20 protein-coding genes are annotated in these 17,674 nt (G+C 68.8%); 9 read left to right on the top strand and 11 right to left on the bottom strand.

Annotation, left to right across the window (positions count from 1 at the left end; genetic code table 11):
• Positions 1–32: 32 nt before the first annotated feature.
• Positions 33–956: an alpha/beta fold hydrolase gene (locus AC3A6J_RS01900; protein ID WP_487858199.1), complete on the top strand. Its 924-nt coding sequence runs from the start codon at positions 33–35 to the stop codon at positions 954–956.
• Positions 957–1,700: 744 nt separating this feature from the next.
• On the opposite strand, the gene AC3A6J_RS01895 is transcribed toward AC3A6J_RS01900, so the two are convergent.
• Genes AC3A6J_RS01895 through AC3A6J_RS01880 form a run of 4 tightly spaced genes read right to left on the bottom strand, consistent with a single transcriptional unit; the run spans position 1,701 to position 5,033 of the window.
• A complete protein-coding gene (locus AC3A6J_RS01895; RefSeq protein ID WP_487858198.1) occupies positions 1,701–2,132 on the bottom strand; it encodes a carboxymuconolactone decarboxylase family protein in 432 nt (143 codons plus the stop codon).
• The gene (locus AC3A6J_RS01890; RefSeq protein ID WP_487858197.1) at positions 2,038–2,541 is read right to left on the bottom strand and encodes a MerR family transcriptional regulator; all 504 of its coding nucleotides are present in this window, start codon (positions 2,539–2,541) and stop codon (positions 2,038–2,040) included. The genes AC3A6J_RS01895 and AC3A6J_RS01890 overlap by 95 nt, the downstream gene beginning before the upstream one ends.
• A gap of 34 nt (positions 2,542–2,575) precedes the next feature.
• Positions 2,576–3,970: a TAXI family TRAP transporter solute-binding subunit gene (locus AC3A6J_RS01885; protein WP_487858196.1), complete on the bottom strand. Its 1,395-nt coding sequence runs from the start codon at positions 3,968–3,970 to the stop codon at positions 2,576–2,578.
• A 7-nt stretch (positions 3,971–3,977) separates the two neighbouring features.
• Positions 3,978–5,033, bottom strand: a complete 1,056-nt coding sequence (locus tag AC3A6J_RS01880) for a P1 family peptidase (protein WP_487858195.1) — start codon at positions 5,031–5,033, stop codon at positions 3,978–3,980.
• Between the two features lie 41 nt (positions 5,034–5,074).
• Here AC3A6J_RS01880 and AC3A6J_RS01875 point away from each other — a divergent pair, with 41 nt between their 5' ends.
• Entirely contained in the window at positions 5,075–6,370 is a 1,296-nt protein-coding gene (locus tag AC3A6J_RS01875) for an NAD(P)/FAD-dependent oxidoreductase (protein WP_487858194.1), read from the top strand.
• Between the two features lie 14 nt (positions 6,371–6,384).
• On the opposite strand, the gene AC3A6J_RS01870 is transcribed toward AC3A6J_RS01875, so the two are convergent.
• The 4 genes from AC3A6J_RS01870 to AC3A6J_RS01855 are packed head-to-tail and all read right to left on the bottom strand — an operon-like array spanning position 6,385 to position 8,763.
• On the bottom strand, positions 6,385–6,852 hold the full coding sequence (locus AC3A6J_RS01870; RefSeq protein WP_487858193.1) for a DUF411 domain-containing protein: 468 nt from the start codon (positions 6,850–6,852) through the stop codon (positions 6,385–6,387).
• A gap of 20 nt (positions 6,853–6,872) precedes the next feature.
• Positions 6,873–7,103 carry a hypothetical protein gene (locus AC3A6J_RS01865; protein ID WP_487858624.1) on the bottom strand — a complete coding sequence of 77 codons (231 nt, stop codon included), beginning with the start codon at positions 7,101–7,103 and terminating at the stop codon, positions 6,873–6,875.
• 50 nt (positions 7,104–7,153) lie between these two features.
• The gene (locus AC3A6J_RS01860; protein ID WP_487858192.1) at positions 7,154–8,176 is read right to left on the bottom strand and encodes a glycerophosphodiester phosphodiesterase; all 1,023 of its coding nucleotides are present in this window, start codon (positions 8,174–8,176) and stop codon (positions 7,154–7,156) included.
• A complete protein-coding gene (locus tag AC3A6J_RS01855) occupies positions 8,173–8,763 on the bottom strand; it encodes a DUF1439 domain-containing protein (RefSeq protein WP_487858191.1) in 591 nt (196 codons plus the stop codon). The genes AC3A6J_RS01860 and AC3A6J_RS01855 overlap by 4 nt, the downstream gene beginning before the upstream one ends.
• Before the next feature lie 122 nt (positions 8,764–8,885).
• Here AC3A6J_RS01855 and AC3A6J_RS01850 point away from each other — a divergent pair, with 122 nt between their 5' ends.
• Positions 8,886–9,809: a DUF72 domain-containing protein gene (locus AC3A6J_RS01850; protein ID WP_487858190.1), complete on the top strand. Its 924-nt coding sequence runs from the start codon at positions 8,886–8,888 to the stop codon at positions 9,807–9,809.
• On the opposite strand, the gene AC3A6J_RS01845 is transcribed toward AC3A6J_RS01850, so the two are convergent.
• Positions 9,781–10,221 carry an OsmC family protein gene (locus tag AC3A6J_RS01845; RefSeq protein WP_487858189.1) on the bottom strand — a complete coding sequence of 147 codons (441 nt, stop codon included), beginning with the start codon at positions 10,219–10,221 and terminating at the stop codon, positions 9,781–9,783. The two genes, AC3A6J_RS01850 and AC3A6J_RS01845, sit on opposite strands and share 29 nt — an antisense overlap.
• 259 nt (positions 10,222–10,480) lie before the next feature.
• Here AC3A6J_RS01845 and AC3A6J_RS01840 point away from each other — a divergent pair, with 259 nt between their 5' ends.
• The 4 genes from AC3A6J_RS01840 to AC3A6J_RS01825 are packed head-to-tail and all read left to right on the top strand — an operon-like array spanning position 10,481 to position 14,080.
• Positions 10,481–10,951 (top strand): VOC family protein, encoded by a 471-nt coding sequence (locus AC3A6J_RS01840; protein WP_487858188.1) that lies wholly within the window; start codon positions 10,481–10,483, stop codon positions 10,949–10,951.
• 16 nt (positions 10,952–10,967) lie between these two features.
• The gene (locus AC3A6J_RS01835; RefSeq protein ID WP_487858187.1) at positions 10,968–12,179 is read left to right on the top strand and encodes an acyl-CoA dehydrogenase family protein; all 1,212 of its coding nucleotides are present in this window, start codon (positions 10,968–10,970) and stop codon (positions 12,177–12,179) included.
• A gap of 15 nt (positions 12,180–12,194) precedes the next feature.
• Positions 12,195–12,752, top strand: coding sequence for a flavin reductase family protein (locus AC3A6J_RS01830; protein WP_487858186.1), 558 nt, complete (start codon positions 12,195–12,197; stop codon positions 12,750–12,752).
• Positions 12,753–12,778: 26 nt separating this feature from the next.
• Complete coding sequence (locus tag AC3A6J_RS01825; protein ID WP_487858185.1) at positions 12,779–14,080, top strand: MFS transporter; 1,302 nt, start codon at positions 12,779–12,781, stop codon at positions 14,078–14,080.
• A 9-nt stretch (positions 14,081–14,089) separates the two neighbouring features.
• Here AC3A6J_RS01825 and AC3A6J_RS01820 read toward each other — a convergent pair whose 3' ends face one another.
• On the bottom strand, positions 14,090–14,869 hold the full coding sequence (locus AC3A6J_RS01820; protein WP_487858184.1) for a TetR/AcrR family transcriptional regulator: 780 nt from the start codon (positions 14,867–14,869) through the stop codon (positions 14,090–14,092).
• Positions 14,870–15,077: 208 nt separating this feature from the next.
• Here AC3A6J_RS01820 and AC3A6J_RS01815 point away from each other — a divergent pair, with 208 nt between their 5' ends.
• Together AC3A6J_RS01815 and AC3A6J_RS01810 are read left to right on the top strand one after the other, a co-directional pair.
• Positions 15,078–16,793 (top strand): long-chain fatty acid--CoA ligase, encoded by a 1,716-nt coding sequence (locus tag AC3A6J_RS01815; protein WP_487858183.1) that lies wholly within the window; start codon positions 15,078–15,080, stop codon positions 16,791–16,793.
• Between the two features lie 85 nt (positions 16,794–16,878).
• Positions 16,879–17,412 (top strand): thermonuclease family protein, encoded by a 534-nt coding sequence (locus AC3A6J_RS01810; protein WP_487858182.1) that lies wholly within the window; start codon positions 16,879–16,881, stop codon positions 17,410–17,412.
• A gap of 10 nt (positions 17,413–17,422) precedes the next feature.
• On the opposite strand, the gene AC3A6J_RS01805 is transcribed toward AC3A6J_RS01810, so the two are convergent.
• The gene (locus tag AC3A6J_RS01805; protein WP_487858181.1) at positions 17,423–17,674 is read right to left on the bottom strand and encodes a hypothetical protein; all 252 of its coding nucleotides are present in this window, start codon (positions 17,672–17,674) and stop codon (positions 17,423–17,425) included.

The following is a 17,674-nucleotide window of genomic DNA, read 5'->3' as shown; positions in this document are numbered from 1 at the left end:
TCAGGTCGACCTGAAGTTCCAGAATTGGTGCCATGCATCACACCCATGACCTCACGCTCCCTCGGTCCATGCCGGTCGAGATCGACGATGCGATCGTCGCCACCTATGTCGTCGCGCCGCGAGCAGGGGCCCTGGGCGATGTCGTGATCTGCCACGGCACGCCGTTCTCCGCGGCCGTCATGATGCCTGCCGCCCGACTTCTCATGGCCGCCGGCTATCGCGTCTTTCTTTGGGACATGCCCGGCTACGGCGCTTCCATCGGTCCTGCCGGCCAGATGGCCGATCTTCGGCGCCAGGGGCGTCGCCTTGCCGCGCTTCTGGATCACTGGGGGCTTGCCGAACCGCATGTCATTGCGCACGACGTCGGCGGTGCCGTGGCGCTCGGCGCACACCTCCTGGCGCAGCGTGATTTCGCGTCGCTGTACCTGTTGGATGCCGTCACGCTGGACCCTTGGGGTTCGCCGTTGTTCCGGCTCCTGGCGCAGAACCAGAACGTCTTCGCCGCACTGCCGCCGCGCTTTCACACCGCCATCGTGCGCGAATACATCGCGGGGGCGAGCGCCGCCTCGCGCGGCGCTGCGGATTGGGTCGATGCGCTCAGCCGTCCGTGGACGACCGAGGCAGGGCAGGCCGCGTTCTATCGTCAGATGGCACAGCTGACGCCCGAACACACCAGGCCCTTGGCCGCTCGACTGGGTGAGGTTCGTTGCGCGACACGCATCGGCTGGGGCGAGGATGATCCATGGCTGCCCGCTGCACAGGCCGCCGAACTGGCGTCGAGGCTGCCGGGTGACGTTGCGGTCACCGTGTTTCCAGGCGCCGGACACCTGGTCCCGCTGGAAGCCCCTGAAGCCTTGGTCGATGACTTCCTGGCGTCGCTGCCGGCCGCTCCAGCCGGAAGGCCGCGTTCGTCCCCCACGTGGCGACCAGCAGATGGCCGTCGGGCGTGCGGGTGAGCCCTACCGGGCTCGCGAGGCCGTCCGCCAGCACGGTGCGGCGGCCCTCGCGGTCGATGCGGCTCACCGTCGTGCCGCCATAGTCGACCACGTACGCGGCGTCGCTTTCTCGGTCTGCGACGATGCCGGGCCCCGGACTGCGCAGCCCATCATGGATGGTTCGTGCGCTTGCGCGTGCGCCGGGTCCGGCCAGCGAGATGCCGCCCGCGATGTTGCTGACCATCAACTCGCCGCTCGGCAGCTCGACCGCGCCGACCGGCGTCTGCAAGCCTTCGGCGACGACGTCGATCGTGCCGTCGGGATGCGCCGCGAGGATCTGGTGGGTGCGGCGGTTCGCGATCAGCAGCCGGCCCTTGCTGTCGAAGCTCAGGCCCGCCGGTGTCGCCAGGCCGCGCACGAACACGCTCTGCCTGCCGCCAGGCGTGAAGCGCCACACCAGGTCCTCGTTGTAGGAGGCCACGAAGATGTCGCCGGAAGGGCCGATGGCCAGCCCGCTCGGTCCGCTCAGGCCCGATGCGAACACCTTGCGGGTGCCGTCTGGTGCGAAGCGCAGCACGGTGCCGGCCGACCAGTTCGCGACATGCAGATGGCCTGCCGCGTCGTAGGCCATGCCGACCGGGGATGCCAGACCGGCATGCAGAGGCCGTGGCGCGAGCGTCCAGGCCGGCAGGGCGGGCGCCTCCATTGCGGGCCCAAGCAGCGCCAGACCGAGCAGCGGCAGGCGCACGCGGAAATCACGGTGCTTCATGCAGCCTCCTCCAGTTCGGTCTGCGCGGCGAACACCTCGCGCGCGGCTGCCAGCCCGTTCAAGGCGGCCGGAAAGCCCGCGTACACCGCCATTTGCATGATGGTCTCGATCACTTCGGTGCGCGTGACGCCGACATTGAGCGCACCCTGGATATGCACCCGGAGCTGCGGCGCGGCATTGCCCATGGCGGTGAGCGCGGCCACCACGGCGATCTCGCGCGAGCGCAGGTCGAGGCCGGGGCGCGAATAGATGTCGCCGAACGGAAACTCGATCAAGAGGCGAGCGAAGTCGGGTGCAATGCCGGCCAGGCTCTCGACGACCTTGACGCCGCCCTCACCGTCGATTTCGTGGAGCTTCGCCAGTCCGCGCCGGTAGCGCAGGTTGTCGTGGCCGTCGTGGTTCGCGTCGCTGGATTGAATGTCTGTCATCGCTCGTCTTTCCTTCGGGCGCGGTGCCCGGTGACGAGGAACGCTTCCTGTCGATGGCGCGGTAGTGCGCGATCTTGAGCGACAGCGCCTGTGTCGATTGCTGCAGCGCCGCCACCTTGGCCTGGACCTCGGCAAGGTGCCGTTCGAGCATCTCGCGCCGTTTCCCGACACTGGCGTCCCCCTGGCTTCGAAGCCTGGCGAAGGCCCGCATGCCCTGGATGGACATGCCGGTCTCGCGCAGGCGCAACAGGAAAGCCAGCCAGTCGAGGTCGGCGCTCGCATAGCGGCGCTGGCCACCCGGTGCGCGGGGCACCGCGGCGATCAGTCCGATTCGCTCGTAGTAGCGCAGCGTGTGGGCCGTGAGGCCGGTGCGCTGCGCGACTTCCGCAATGGTCAGGCTGGCTTCCATGGCGGGAATTCTCGAAGTTCGAGCGCGCTCGAAGTCAAGCGCTTTCTGCAGGCCCTGCGGCCGCTGCCGCGCGCGGCGCGAAGTCGCCCGGCTGCGGCCAGCGCATCTGCACCCGCTTGCGCACCGTGTGGATGTTGTTGCGCAGCGCATAGAGCTCGTCGGCGTACGAGAGCGGAACGGCCACCTTGTTGACGACGCGGTCGAGCTCCTCGAGTTCTTCGAGCAATTCCTCGCGCTCGCCCTGGCGCGTGTCGACCTTGGTCTCGATGTCGCGCAGGCGCGCATACCAGCGGAACACGCGCCGCCTGACGCGGAACTGGTAGAGCGGCGGCACGACCCGGCTCAGCGGCAGCATCAGCACCAGCAGGCCGCCGAGCACGAGCCACATGCGCTCGATCAGGTTGCTGGCCCAGAAGGGCAGGTAGCGCTGCCAGAACGGCGGCGTGCCGTTGATGGCGCGGTCGCCCTCGGGGCTCACCGGCAGTTCGCTGGTGCGCGTGTTCGGAAAATCGCGCGCGCGGTTGAACCAGCCGGCGTCGCTGTGCACGCCCTGCGCGGCTTCGGCGAACAGCTGCCGCAGGGCGGAATGGGTTTCCTCGCGCGAGAGCAGCGAGGTGGTGGCGGCCAGCAGTGTCACGTCCGAGGGCGGCAGTTCGCGCGCGAGATCGACCACGCCGCGCGGCAGCGTGACCGCCGAGAGAAACGGAAAGCGCCGCGAGTAGGCGTCGGCCTGGCCGAAGTCCATCAGCTTGATGTCGCTCGCGCGCAGCAGCCGCTGCACCTGCGGCGATTCGGGCGCCGAGGCGAGCACGATGACGTCGAGCAGCCCGGCCTGGAGCGCCTCGGTGGCGGCGGCCTGTTCGAGGTTCGACAGCTGCAGCGCGTCGGCCTCGACGTGGTTGGCCCTGAAGAGTCGCTCCATGATCTCGGGCAGGCCGCTGCCCGCCATGTCGACGTTCACGCGCAGGCCGCGCAGTTGCGCGAGCGAGGTCAGCGTGCCGGTCTTGCGGTCGACCTTCTGCGCGGAGTCGGCGCGGTAGAAGAGCCAGATCGGTTCGAAGAACAGGCTGCCGAGCGAGGTGAGCCCGGCTTCCTCGTCGGCCACCGGATCGGCGCTCCCGCCGCGCACGAAAGCCACGTCGGCACCACCGTTGCGCAGCAGGTCGAGGTTCTCCGATGAGCCCGAGGTCGCCTTGAGCTCGACCTCGATGCCGCTCGCCTTGAGCGCCTCGGCATAGCGTTTGCCGAACTGCGAATAGGCGCTGCCGCTCGGCCCGGTGGCCAGCGTCACATGCCGCGGCGGCTGCGGATCGAGCCACCAGTAGGCAGCGATCAGCACGCCGATCACGAGGAAGACGACGGGACCGGCGGAGGCGATCAGGTCGCGGATCGACAGCAGGATCAGCTTCAGTGTCTTGGGCATGGCCATGGCGGGATCAGTCTTTCGTTGCGGCCGCAAGGTCGGCCGCGGAAGGGAAGTGCAGCGCGCCGACCGTGACCGCGCGCGCGGCCAGCACGGCGCGCAGGGTGGCGCGCGCCACGACCTCGGCGGCCATGGTGCCGAGCACCGTCATGCCGGGCCGGGTACCGGCATCGGGTCCGTCGATGGGCACGCGGCCGGTGGCAAGCGCGAACAGCGTGTCTCCGTCGCTCATGGTGTGTACCGGGTTGATGGCGCGCGCCAGGCCGTCGTGCGCCACGCTGGCCAGGCGGTTGGCCTGCACCTTCGTGAGCACCGCATCGGTCGCGACCACGCCGATCGTGGTGTTGGTGCCGGCGAGCAGCGGCCGTGGCAGCTCGCCGCGCAGCAGGGCGCGGCGGGTGTCGCGCAGTGCATGGCCGTCTTCGGTGCGCGCGCCGGCCACCGGCTGCGCGGTGTCGGGGTCGATCACGTCGCCGAGCGCGTTCACCGCGATCAACGCGCCCACCGTCACACCGCCCACCGTGACCGAGGCCGTGCCGATGCCGCCCTTCATGGCGCTCTGCAAACCGAACAGCTTGCCGACCAGGGCGCCGCTGCCGGCGCCGACGTTGCCTTCGGCCGGCGCCGTGCGGCTTGCCGCCTCGCACGCGGCGTAGCCCGCCTCGGCATCGGGGCGGATGCGCGCATCGCCGAGCGGCAGGTCGAACAGCACCGCGGCGGGCACGATGGGCAGCGTGCCGAAACGCACGTCCAGCCCGACCCCACGTTCCTCGAGCCAGCGCATCGCGCCGTCGGCCGCGGCCAGGCCCCAGGCGCTGCCGCCTGCAAGCACGATGCCGTGCACCTGCTGCACCAGGTTGCCGGGCGAGAGCAGGTCGGTCTCGCGCGTGCCGGGCGCGGCCCCGCGCACGTCGACACCGGCCACGGCGCCTTCGCGCGCGAGGACCACGGTGCAGCCGGTGGGGCGGCGGGTGTCCGAGAAGTGGCCGACCTCGATGCCGGCGACATCGGTGATGGCGCCGGAGGACGGCGCAGCCGGCGAGGAGTGTGCGGGGGACGGAACGGGCATGGCGGCCGATTATGGGCCGCACACCCTCTACGATCAGCGTCATGACAGTTGCAAGAAGTTTCTCCACGCCCGCCGTCCTGCGCCATGCCGTCGTGATCGGCGCCGGCGCGGTTGGCAGCGCCACCGCCATCGAGGCCCTGCGCGCGGGGCTGCGCGTGACCGTGATCGAGCCTGGCGAACCCGGCGGTCCCCACGCGACGAGCTACGGCAACGCGGGCTGGCTGTCGTCGCATTCGGTGGTGCCGCCCGCGCTGCCCGGTGCCTGGCGCAAGGTGCCAGGCTGGCTCGCCGATCCGCTCGGGCCGCTGGCCGTGCGCTGGCGCCACCTGCCGCGCGCCTTGCCATGGCTGCTGCGCTATCTCGCCTCGGGCTGGACCGAGTCGCGCGTGCAGCGCACCGCCGACGCATTGCGCACGCTGCTGGCCGACGCTCCGGCCCTGCATGCACAACTGGCCGCCGAGGCCGGCGTGCCGCAGCTCATCGAGCAGCGCGGCCTGCTGCATGCCTACCGCTCGCGCGAGGAGTTCGAAAGCGATGCGCTCGCCTGGCGCGTGCGTGCGCGTACGGGCGTGCAATGGGAGGAATGGCCAGCGGCGGAACTGCGGCAGCGCGAGCCCGACCTCGCCGAGCGCTACACGCTCGGCATCTTCGTGCCCGAGGCGGGTCACTGCCGCGATCCGGGTGCCTACGTGGCCGCGCTCGCGCGCCATGCGCAAGCCGCAGGTGCCGAGCGCGCCGCCACGCGTGCCACGGGTTTCCGCATCGAGGGCGGGCGCCTGCGCGCGGTGCAGACCGAGGCCGGCGAGATCGAATGCGACGCTGCGGCCATCTGCGCCGGCGCGCGCTCGGGGCCGCTTGCGGCGGCCGCGGGCTCGGCGGTGCCGCTCGAATCGGAGCGCGGCTACCACGTGGTCATCGAAGGCGCCACTGCCGGCCCGCGCACGCCCACGATGGCGGCCGACGGCAAGCTCATTGCGCACTGGATGAACGGCGGCCTGCGCGCTGCCGGCCAGGTCGAGATCGGCGGGCTCGAGGCCGCGCCCGACTGGCGCCGGGCCGAGATCCTGCGCCGCCACCTGCTGTCGATGTTTCCCGCGGCGGCGGCGCAGGCTGGTGATGTCGCGGTGACGCACTGGCTCGGCCATCGGCCCAGCCTGCCCGATGGCCTGCCGTGCATCGGGCCTGTGGCGGCCAGCCGCGATGTGGTGCTCGCCTTCGGGCATGGCCACGTCGGCCTGTGCGGCTCGGCGCGCACCGGCCGGCTGGCGGCGCAACTGCTGGCGGGTGTTGCGCCAGAGATAGCGCTCGACGCCTTCAGCCCGGCGCGCTTCGGCTGACCGGTGCCGCTGGATCAGCGGTAAGTCTGGTAGACCCGGCTGCGTCCGTCGGCCTGCACCAGCAGCACCTCGTAGGCATCGCGCCGGCCGCCATAGGCCGGGCCGTCCATTCCTGGCGAACCGATCGGCATGCCGGGCACCGCAAGGCCGATCGCCTTCGGTTTCTCCTGCAGCAGCCGGCGCACCTCGCGGGCCGGCACATGGCCTTCGAGCGCGTAGCCGCCGACCCGGCCGGTGTGGCACGAACCGAGCGCCGTCGGAATGCCGAGCCGTGCGCGCGCGGCGCCATTGCCGTCGTCGTGCACGCGGGTCGCGAAGCCGTTCGCCTCGAGGTGCGCAACCCAGTCCTGGCAGCAGCCGCAGTTCGGGTCTTTCCATATCTCGATCATTGGCGCGGCGGCCGCGGCGGAAAGCGGCCAGGTGGCGGTGGCGCCCAGCGCGATCACAGGGGCGGCGCGCAGCAAGAGGGTGCGTCGTTGCATGGCAGGTTCTTTCGGAAACATCAGTCGATGAGTTGCGCGCGGGCCTTGTCGACCCACACCTGCAGGTTGTCGAGCAGGTCCTTCTGGCTGAAGGAGCAGCTTTCCTCGCTGAACAGCGCGCTCGATTCGAGTCTGTCGAGCAGGTTCAGCAGCACGTCGCCATAGCGCGGCGGCAGGCCCGCGAGCAGTTCGGTGCTGGCGCGGGCTTCGCCCGAGAACGCGGCGACCGAGCCGCCGCTGCCCCTGCGCAGCGCCTCGACCTGCGCGGCGATCGCGCCGAGCTGCCGTACTGCCTCGGCGTTCACGAAGCAGCCTTTCCGGGCGGCGGCAGCGACAGGCCGCGCTCGCGCATCAGGTCGCGCAGCACGTCGGGGTAGTCGGTGATGATGCCGTCCACGCCCCAGTCCATGAGCCGCAGCATGTCGGCCCGCTGGTTCACGGTCCAGGGCAGCACCTTCATGCCGAGGCCCTGCGCTTCGCGGACCGCCGCGGCCGTGAGGTCGGCGTGCGCCGGCGACCAGCTCACGGGCCCCGGCGAGGCGCCCGCCGCGGCCTTCACGAGCTGCGGCGTCGAGGCGAACGCCGCGGCATCGAGCCCGGCCGTCCAGCGGCGGTCCTTGAGCGTGCGCGCGGAGCTCAGATAGGCGCGCGGCAATTGGGGCGCAAGCTGTCCAACCAGCGCGAGCGTGCGCCAGTCGAAGCTCTGGACCGTCACGCGGCCGCCCATCTGCGCCTTGTCGATCTCCGCGAGCAACGCGCGCACCATCGGTTCCGGGGCGGCGGTCTCGTCGGGCCGTGTCGGATCGATCTTGGTCTCGATGTTGAAGCGCACCGTGGCGGCATGCGCGCCGCGCGCACGCACCAGGTCGAACACCGCGGCCAGCGTCGGAATGCGCTCGCCGTCGCGCGGCAGCTGCAGCGCGAACTGCTTGCCGTAGTTGCTCGCCGGGTTGAGGCGGCCCACGTCGTAGGCCTGCAGTTGCGCGGCCGTGAGCGCGCGGACCGCGGGCCCGCTCTTCGGCGCGAGCCAGGCGCCGTTCGCGTCGCGCGTGTGGTCGGGGTTGAGGCGGGTGTCGTGCGAAACCACGACCACGCCGTCGGCGGTGAGGCCGATGTCGAGTTCGAGCGTGGTCACGCCGAGGTCGAGTGCGTTCGAGAACGCGGCCAGCGTGTTCTCGGGTGCCAGGCCGCGGCCGCCGCGGTGGGCCTGCAGGTCGAAGTGCTGCTTGGCGTGCGGCATGATCGCCGCGCAGCCCGCGGCCAGCATCGCGCCGGCCAGGCAGGCCGCGACGATGGCACGCGGCCGGAAGAGAAGGGATGTCATTTGAGCTGTACCTTGATGCCGTCGTCCTGGACCGTGATGTCGCCGATCTCGTAGGTCCTGCGCCCGACCGTAAGCTCTTCGGCCGTGAAGCTGCGCAGCACCTGTCCGTGGAGCAGCTCCTGCGCCACCAGCGCTCCGATCTTCTGCAGCCGTTCCGCATCGCGGCCTTGCACGCCCTGCAATTCCAGACGTTCGGCCTTGGGCTGGTCGAGTCGCAGGGCGCGCGCCGCCGCGTCGTAGCGCAAGGCGCTGCTGACCGACACCAGGCCCTGCACCGGCGAGGCCGCCAGCAGCGGGCTCGCGATCGTCAACATCGCCGTGATGGCGGCGCGGTTGCTGCGCGCATCCAGGCCCAGCTGCGGATCGCGCAGGCCGACCATGAAGATCTCGGCATAGCGTTCGGCCACCGGAAAGCGCTTCGCGATCTGCGCCTGCAGCTCGTCGCGGGTCGCGGTGTATTCGCTCGTGAAGAAATTGAAGCCGGCCAGCGCCGAGAGCGGCAGCGGCAGGGCCGCGGCGGCACCCAGGGCGCGCAGCAGCCGGCGCCGGGATGGGGAATGCCGAAGAGAAGAAGGAGGGGTCTGCATACGTTCCGGAGCTTGCCACAGGCTGTGCGGTTCCCCCATTGTCGCGGCCGCCGGGCGGCCGGCCTGGCGACAGGGCATCTTCCTACGTGCACCCGCCGCCAGCCGAACGACAACGGCGAACCATGCAAGGCGAGACGCGGATCGGGATTTCGGGCTGGCGCTATGCGCCGTGGCGCGGCCGTTTCTACCCCGAGGGCCTGGCCCAGCGGCAGGAGCTCGAGTTCGCCTCGCGCATGCTGCCCACGATCGAGATCAACGGCTCGTTCTATTCGCTGCAGCGCCCCGCGTCTTACCGGGCATGGCATGACGCAACCCCCGACGGCTTCGTGTTCGCGGTGAAGGGGCCGCGCTACCTCACGCACATCCTGCGCCTTAAGGATGTGCGCACGCCGCTCGCCAACTTCCTGGCGTCGGGCGTGTTCGCGCTCGGGGCCAAGCTGGGGCCGATGCTGTGGCAGCTGCCGCCCACGTTCTCGTTCGACGCAGAGCGGCTCGACGACTTCTTCTCGCTGCTGCCGCGCAACGGCCGCTCGGCGCTCGCATTGGCGCGGCAGCACGACGACAAGGTCGAGGGTCGCGCCTTCCTCGAGGTGCCTGCGCGGCTGCGCCTGCGGCATGCGGTCGAGGTGCGGCATGCGAGTTTCGAGAACCCCGAGTTCATCGCGATGCTGCGCCGGCACGGCGTGGCGCTGGTGGTGGCCGACACGGCGGGGCGCTGGCCCCTGCTCGAAGACCTGTGCACCGATTTCGTCTACATGCGGCTGCATGGCGACAAGGAGCTCTACGCCAGCGGCTACGACGACGCGGCACTCGACCGCTGGGCTGCGCGCATCGATGCCTGGCGCCAAGGTCGCCAGGTGAAGGACGCACGGCTCGCGGGCCCGCGCCGCGGCGCGGGACGGAAGCCGCGCGACGTGTACTGCTACTTCGACAACGACGTGAAGGTGCATGCACCCTACGACGCCGCGCACCTCGCGGCACGCCTCGGCGTCGCGACCGGCCTCGGCGACGCGGCAATCAGGCCGAAAGCGTCGCCTTCAACGTGATCTCGGGCACGCTCGCGAGCGCCTTCGACAGCGGGCAGCCGGTCTTTGCTGCGGCGGCGATCTGCTGGAACTTCGCCTCGTCGAGCTGGGGCACGGCCGCGTCGAGCTCGAGCGCGATGCGATCGATCTTGAAGCCTTCGCCGTCCTTGGCCAGTCGCACGGCGGCGCGCGTGTCGATGCGGGTGGCCGTGAGCCCCTCTTTCTCGAGCGCGAAGGCAAAGGCCATCGTGAAGCACGCCGCGTGCGCCGCGCCGACGATTTCCTCGGGGTTGGTGCCGCGCCGGTCGTCCTCGAAGCGGCTCGCGAAGCCGTAGGGATAGTCCTTGAGTGCACCGGTCTCGGTGCTGATCTGGCCCTTGCCGGTCTTGCCGGCGCCTTCCCAGCGGACGCTCGCGTGCTTTTCTGCTGCCATGGGGTTCCTCTGATTCGAAGTTGAGAAGGCTCCTGTATCGCTCGAACAGCCCCGGCTGTCTGTAGTCGCGCATCTGGCCCGATCTCGGCCGATCGACCGGACTCATGCGCCCGAGGGTTTCTCCCAGGCTTGCAGACGCCCGCGGGCGCGATGTACTATTTATCAAACGATCATTTAAGACAATGGCTTACGGCTCCGCATGCGCTGAACCATTCTCGTAAATGACAATTTATTGATTGATCATTTGTATTGGAGCCCTATGCCCGTTAGAAAACTGGGTCACTACTCGGTCAGAACATCGAAGCTCGAAGCCTCGAAGAAGTTCTATGTCGAGATCCTTGGCCTGCGCGAGGGTTATCGACCCCGCCTCGACTTTCCCGGTGCCTGGCTCTACCAGGATGAAGATGAACAGGACCATGGCGTCGTGCATCTGATCGGCACCGCCGGCGACGGGAGTGGCCTTGCCGCCTACCTGGGCGCGAGGAAAGATGACGAACTTGGCACGGGCGTGATCGACCACCTTGCCTTTCTCGCCGACGGCCTTGAGGAATTCCGGGAAAGGCTGGAGGCTGGCGACATCAGCTACCGCGAACGAGCGGTGCCGGGCCTGGGCCTGCACCAGATGTTTCTCGAAGATCCGTCGGGCATCACGATCGAACTGAACTTCCCCGTCGAAACCCTCGAGTCGACCCGATCCTTTCCTGACCCCGCAACCACCCAGCCATCTTGAGCAAGGAGAAAGTGCAATGGACTACCCGGTAAAGAACGCGAGCAGCCATCTCGAAGGCGCCGAACTGGTGGCGAGGGCGCGGGAGATGATCCCGTTCCTGCGCGAGATGGCGCCGATGACCGACGCGATGCGCCGACCGCCCGAAGAGACGCGGCTGCGGCTCAAGTCTTCGGGGGTGGCCCGCCTGTGGCAGCCCAGGCGCTATGGCGGGGCCGAAGGTGGCTTGGTCGAAGGCGCCGACATCTTGCGGGAGGTTGGCCACGGTTGCGGTTCGACGGCGTGGATCCTGGCGCAGAACCTGCAGCACAACCTGAAGCTCGCGAATTGGCCAGAGCAGGCCCAGGAAGAGGTCTGGGGCTCGGCGCCCGACGCGCTCCTGAGCGGCATCCTGATTCCCGGCATCGGCAAGGCGGTGAAGGTCGACGGCGGCTACCGGCTGACGGGGCGCTGGCCCTTCGTGAGCGGGGTCGAGATCGCCGACTGGGTGATCTTCACCGGCGACTGCATGGTGGACGATTCGGGCAAGCCGAAGGAACTGCATTTCGTCGTGCCGCGCAACGAGATCACGGTCCTGGACACCTGGTACACGATCGGGCTGCGTGGTTCGTCGAGCCATGACGTCACCTTCTCCGATGTCTTCGTGCCCGAGCACAGGGCGGTCGGCATGGACGACCTCAAGGGAAACGGCCGCAGCCCCGGTTCGAAGCTCAACACGAGCTGGCTGTACAAGGCGCCGCCGTACGCGATGTTCGGCTGCTTCATCGGATGCGCCCCGCTCGGCATCGCGGAAGCAGCGGTCGAGTACTACCTCGAGAACGCACGCAAGCGCGCTTCCACCATGTCGGGCAGCAATGTCGCGAGCTTCACGACACAGCAGGTCAAGGTGGCGCAAGCCAGGACCGAGGTGCTGGCCGCGCGCCAGCTCATCTACTCGGTGCTGGCGGAAATCGAAGTGCTCTACAAGGGCGGCGGCAGCGCGAGCGTCGAGGACAGGACGCGGTACCGGGCCATTGCCACCTACGCCGGAAAGCTCGCAGCATCGGCGGTGAACCTCGTGCTCGAAGCCGGCGGCGGCGGCGTGATCTACGAGCGCAACCCGATATCGCGCTGCGCAGTCGACATGACGGTGGCCAATCGCCACATCACGCAGAACTGGGATGTCAACGCGTCGACGTACGGCCGCGTCCTGCTCGGTCTCCCGTGCGGTGTCGAGGCGCTCGACGACTAACGGAAGGAAGATCAAATGCTTCAGACATTCCCGTCCCGGACCGCGTGCGAGGTGCCTTGCGCGCGGGATGCAGAGCCGGTCTCCAAGGAATCGTTCCTGTCGGCCATGCGCCAGGCAGCGTCGCCGGTCTGCGTGGTCACGACGATGGCCGACGGCCAGCGCATGGCACTGACGGTCAGCTCGTTCCTGTCCGTTTCCGCCGATCCGCCTTTGGTGTCGGTGTGCATCAACCGGAACAGCCGCATGTGCAGCGCCATGACGGCGACCGGATCATTTGCCGTGCACATCCTCGCCGACGACCAGGCGCACATTGCCGACATGTTCGCGGGACGGCCGCGATCGGGCGAGCCCTACGATTTCTCTTGCGTCGAATGGATCAGCCAGGGCGCGGGGCGTGAGCCGCTGATGGCCGGCGGCGCCATCTCCGCCGAGTGCTCGGTGGTGTCGACCACCGATGCCGGGTCGCACCGGCTCTTCATAGCGGCGGTGAAGAACCTGTTGACCAGCGAGAGAAGGCCGCTCCTCTTCTGGAACAGGCTCTACACATCGCCGTCCGCGGTCGCAGGCGCCTGACCTGAACCGCGCGGCCCGGCGCTTCGATGCCGGAATGCCGCAATAACGCTTCAGCCCTTTGCAGGCGCACTCGTGGCGCCTGCAGGGCCGAGCCATGCCTGAATCTTCAACAACGGCGAGAGAGCATCATGAAAAATCGTTGGGCCGCACTGGCAATCATCTTCATTGCGTTCCTGCAGTTCACGCTGAACTGGTTCTGCATCGTTCCGGCGTTCGGCGAGATCGCGAAAGAGATGCAGCTGTCGTTTGCGCAGGTGGGCGTCATCGTGGGCACCTTCATCGCGGGATACGGCATTGCGCACATTCCCGGCGGCTGGCTGGCGGAGCGCTATGGCATGCGCAACGCGATGCTCTTCGGGATCGTGGTCGAGACGATCGGCGCGGCCGTCTCGGCCTGGGCGCCGTCCTACGAGATCCTTCTGGCGGGGAGGCTGCTTTGCGGCGTCGGCGGCTCGGTCTTCATCGGCAGCGCCATCGGTCTTACCGCCGCCTGGTTTCGCGGCAAGGAGCTCGCCACGGCCAACGGTGTGATCCAGGGCGGGGCCTTCACCCTGGGCGCCGCCATCGGCCTGTTCGGCTGGGGCCCGGTCGTTGCATCGCTCGGTTGGCGGGAGGGGTTGGCGATCGGCGCAGGCATCGGCCTGGCGACGCTGGTCTTCGTGCTGGCACTCTTTCCCACGCCACCGAGCGGGAGCGGCGATGTGCTCGAGGGCCATCACCTGGGCAAGAACTCGCTGCGCCGCGTCTTCGGCAATCCGACGCTCTGGGTCATGGGGCTGGCACTGCTGGGCGCGTACGGCAGCTACTTCAGCGCTGCGCAGCTGTTGCCGCACTACGCGCAGACGACGCTGAACGTCGACGCCTCCGTGGCCGAAGGCATCGGTGCCATCCTGATGTTCAGCGGCATTGCGGGTGGGTTCATCGGGGGGTGGCTGTCCGACCGCGCATTCGGGCTGCTTCCCACCTTCGTGGGCGCCTGCGCGGTCGAAGCGCTCATGTTTTTCCTGATCCCTCACCTGGACCTGCTGGGCCTCCAGATCGCTGCCGCTGTCATCGGGGCTTCACTTATCGCCGCATTCGTGCCGTGGGTGTCCATTCCGGGTGAGCGCGACAGCGGCTTCCTGATCTCCGATGTACCGACGGCGATCGGGCTGATGCTGAGCATCGTTGCCGTCGGTGGCGCCACCGTCCCGCCGTTGTTCACCATGATCGCGGACGGCTGGGGGTTCGACACCGCCTGGGCTTTCCAGGGCGCCATCACGATCGGCTTTGCATTCCTGGCTTTTCTGTCCAGGCCCAAGCGGGCGGTCCGGATCAAGCCGGCCTGAGCGCCAGGATCAGCGCTTGCCGGTGTCGGAGCCGGCAAGCGCTGCGGCGCGACCGGTCGTGGAAGAGGGGTGATCTCTCGCGATCTCGCGTGAGCGCTTCAGCACCTGCGGTGCGCCCAGCAGGAAGCTGTCGACGCGCATGTCGATCACCCGATCGATGCTCTTGGGCACCGGAAGCGCATAGATCCACTTGCGCACGCCGATGTAGAACACCCCCGAGTGCATGGACCAGATCAGGTCGATCTCGTCCTCCAGCTCTTCCTCGCTGGTGGGCTCCGGGATGCCGTATTCCTTGCGCATCTCGCGCGCGATCACCAGGAAGTGTCGCTCCCGCAGTCGAGCGACATAGCGCTGGTTGATGCCTTCGCGCGAGAGGCCCGCCGAAATGAAGATGCGGACCCAGTCGCTCTTCAACACGAAGCGCGCATAGTCCTTCAGGTAGCGCTTGAGCCTGGCGGCCAGCGGTTGCGTGCTGTCGGACAGCCAGTCTTCCCAGACCGGATCCCATCTGCGCACGAACACTTCGTCGTAGACGCGCTCGACCAGCGCTTCCTTGGTCGGAAAGTAGTTGTAGAGCAGCGGCTGGGTGATGCCGAGCGCGCGCGCGATCTCGTGCGTGCTCGCGCTGAAGCCGCGTTCCGCGAAAACCTGGATCGCCTTCTGCACGATCTGCTGCTCGCGCGCCTCTTTCGAAAGGCGAGGCGTGCCGGTCCCCTTCTTGCCATCCGCGGGGATCTTGCGCGGGCTTTTTTTGGCGGGGGAGGTCGGTCCTGCTTCGTTTGCTTTCATTCCAGTCTCTGTAGGGCGCGTGCCGCTGCGGCCGGTCCGGTTCTAAGTCCTTTTTCGCAGTGTAGCGGCGCACTTGCGCCATGCCGGAAACGCGACGGCGTCGCCAAGGTGACGCCCCCGGGGGCTTCCCCGATGGGAGCGGCGCGCGGCTCGGCTTAGGCTGCGGCCTGCCTTTTTTCCTTGTCTTCTTTTCCCCGCCCGACCGACCATGCAAACACGCCCGCACCACGCGTTCTGGCCCAAGCGCCTGCCGCATTCGATCACCGTGCCCGCCACCTCGCTGTGGCACAACCTGGCGACATCGGCGGCGCGCTACCCGGACAAGGCGGCGCTGGTGTTCTTCGGCCGGGTGACGTCGTACCGCGAGCTGGCCGACCAGGTCGAGCGCCTGGCCGGTGCGCTGCATGCGCTGGGCGTGAACCGCGGCGACCGCGTGGTGCTCGACATGCAGAACTGCCCACAGCTCGTGGTGGCGCACTTCGCGATCCTGCGCGCCAACGCGGTGGTGGTGCCGGTCAATCCGATGAACCGCGCCGAGGAACTCAAGCATTACATCGTCGATCCCGACGCCAAGGTGGCCATCACCACCGGCGATCTCGCGGGCGAATTGGCGAAGGCGAGCAATGCGCTGCCGCCTGAGGAGCGGCTGGCCCACCTTGTGGTGACGCAGTTCACCGATGCCTTCGACGCCGACGCGGGCGGCGACGACGCGCCCGCGCCGGCCTGGAAGGACTGGCTCTGCACGCGCCATGCGCTGCCCGAACTCGACGGCGGCCAGGTCACGGCCTGGACCGATGCGCTCGCGGCCGGCCATGCCGCGCCCGCGCACGTGGTGGGCGCCGACGACATGGCGCTGCTGCCCTACACCAGCGGCACCACGGGGCTGCCCAAGGGCTGCGTGCACCACCACTCGAACCTGATGCACAACGCGGTGGCGGGCCAGCTCTGGGGCCAGGCGACCTCCGAGGCGGTGGTGCTAGCGGTGGTGCCGATGTTCCACATCACGGGCGTGGTGAGCATGATGCACACCGCGATCCTCGCTGGAGCCACGCTGGTCGTCATGCCGCGCTGGGATCGCGAGGTGGCCGGGCGCCTGATCTCGCGCTGGAAGGTCACGAGCTGGACCAACATCCCGACCATGGTGATCGACCTCATGGCCAGTCCCAATTTCGCAGGCTACGACCTCTCGAGCATGAACTACATCGGCGGCGGCGGTGCCGCGATGCCGCAGGCCGTGGCGCAGCGCCTGTTCGAGCAGTACGGGCTCAAGTACCAGGAAGGCTACGGCCTCACCGAAACCGCCGCGCCCTCGCATACCAATCCGTCGGACCATCCCAAGCAGCAGTGCCTGGGCATTCCGTTCATGAGCACCGATGCGCGCGTGGTCGACCCCGACACGCTGGCGGAACTTCCGGTCGGCGAATCGGGCGAGATCATCATCCGTGGGCCGCAGGTGTTCCAGGGATACTGGAAGCGCCCCGACGCAACGCGGGCGACGTTCGTGGAGTTCGAGGGCAAGCGCTTCTTCCGCTCGGGCGACATGGGCCGCATGGACGAGGACGGCTACTTCTTCATCACCGACCGGCTCAAGCGCATGATCAATGCGAGCGGCTTCAAGGTCTGGCCGGCCGAGGTGGAACTGCTGATGTTCCGTCATCCGGCGATCCAGGAAGCCTGCGTGATCTCCACCAAGGACAGCTACCGCGGCGAGTCGGTGAAAGCGGTGGTGGTGCTGCGCCCCACGCACAAGGACACCACCGAGCAGGAGATCATCGACTGGTGCCGCGAGAACATGGCGGTCTACAAGATCCCGCGCAAGGTGCAGTTCGTCGACGCGCTGCCCAAGAGCGGCAGCGGCAAGGTGATGTGGCGGCTGCTCCAAGAGGACGAGAACGCCTCGGCCACACCCGCCGCCGCCGCGTAACAGGCGGTTCGCAGGCGCGGCCCCGGGCGCTTCGCGCGGAGAATCCGTGGCTTTCGCCGCCACGGTCTTCTCTTCATCGCCTGCCATGCCCCTGCGCCTCTTTCGCCATCTGCTCGCCTGCTGTGTCCTGGTGGCCCTGCCGCTCGCGTCGCAGGCCGCTGCGCGGACTTGCCTCGTGGTCGGCGTCAGCGATGGCGAGACGCTCACGGCGCGCTGCGGGCGCATCGGGTCGTACGAGGAGGTCCGGGTGCGCATCACGGCCATCGACGCGCCCGAGTTCTCGCAACCCTACGGACGGCGCAGCAGGCAGGCGCTGAGCCGGCTGTGCTACCTCGAGCAGGCACTCATCACCGAGCGCGACACCGACCGTTACGGCCGCACCGTGGCCGACGTGCGCTGCGACGGCCAGGACGCCGCCACCTGGATGGTGACGGAAGGCTGGGCCTGGGTGTACGACTTCCATGGCAGCGCCGCGCGGCACGGCGGCAAGCTGGACGAGTTGCAGCGCAGCGCGCGCAAAAAGCGCGTGGGGCTGTGGGCTGGCGCCAGGCCCACGCCGCCTTGGAAGTGGCGCCAGCGCCAGCGCGAGAGCCGGTCCGAGGGCTTTGCGCCGTTCTGAGCTGCCGCGCTCAGCAGGCGCCGCCGTAGAGGCAGCGCAGCGACGGCACGAAGAGCCCCGCGACAAAGCTCACCGCACACACCACGAGCATCAGCAGCGCGAACATGCGCAGGCCTTCGGCGCTCCAGCGCGGCGCGAAGATGCTGACCAGGAAGCCGGAGGCAAAGGTGCCCTCGAGCCAGGCCGCGCCGCCCCAGCGCAGCACCCAGAGCCAGAACGCCGCATCGAGCGCATGCAACGCGATCCAGAAGGCCAGCGACAT

This window comes from Variovorax sp. Soil_C_39, assembly GCF_057656815.1.
Note: the sequence above shows the minus strand (reverse complement) of the source record. Positions and strands in the feature narration are given on the sequence as shown.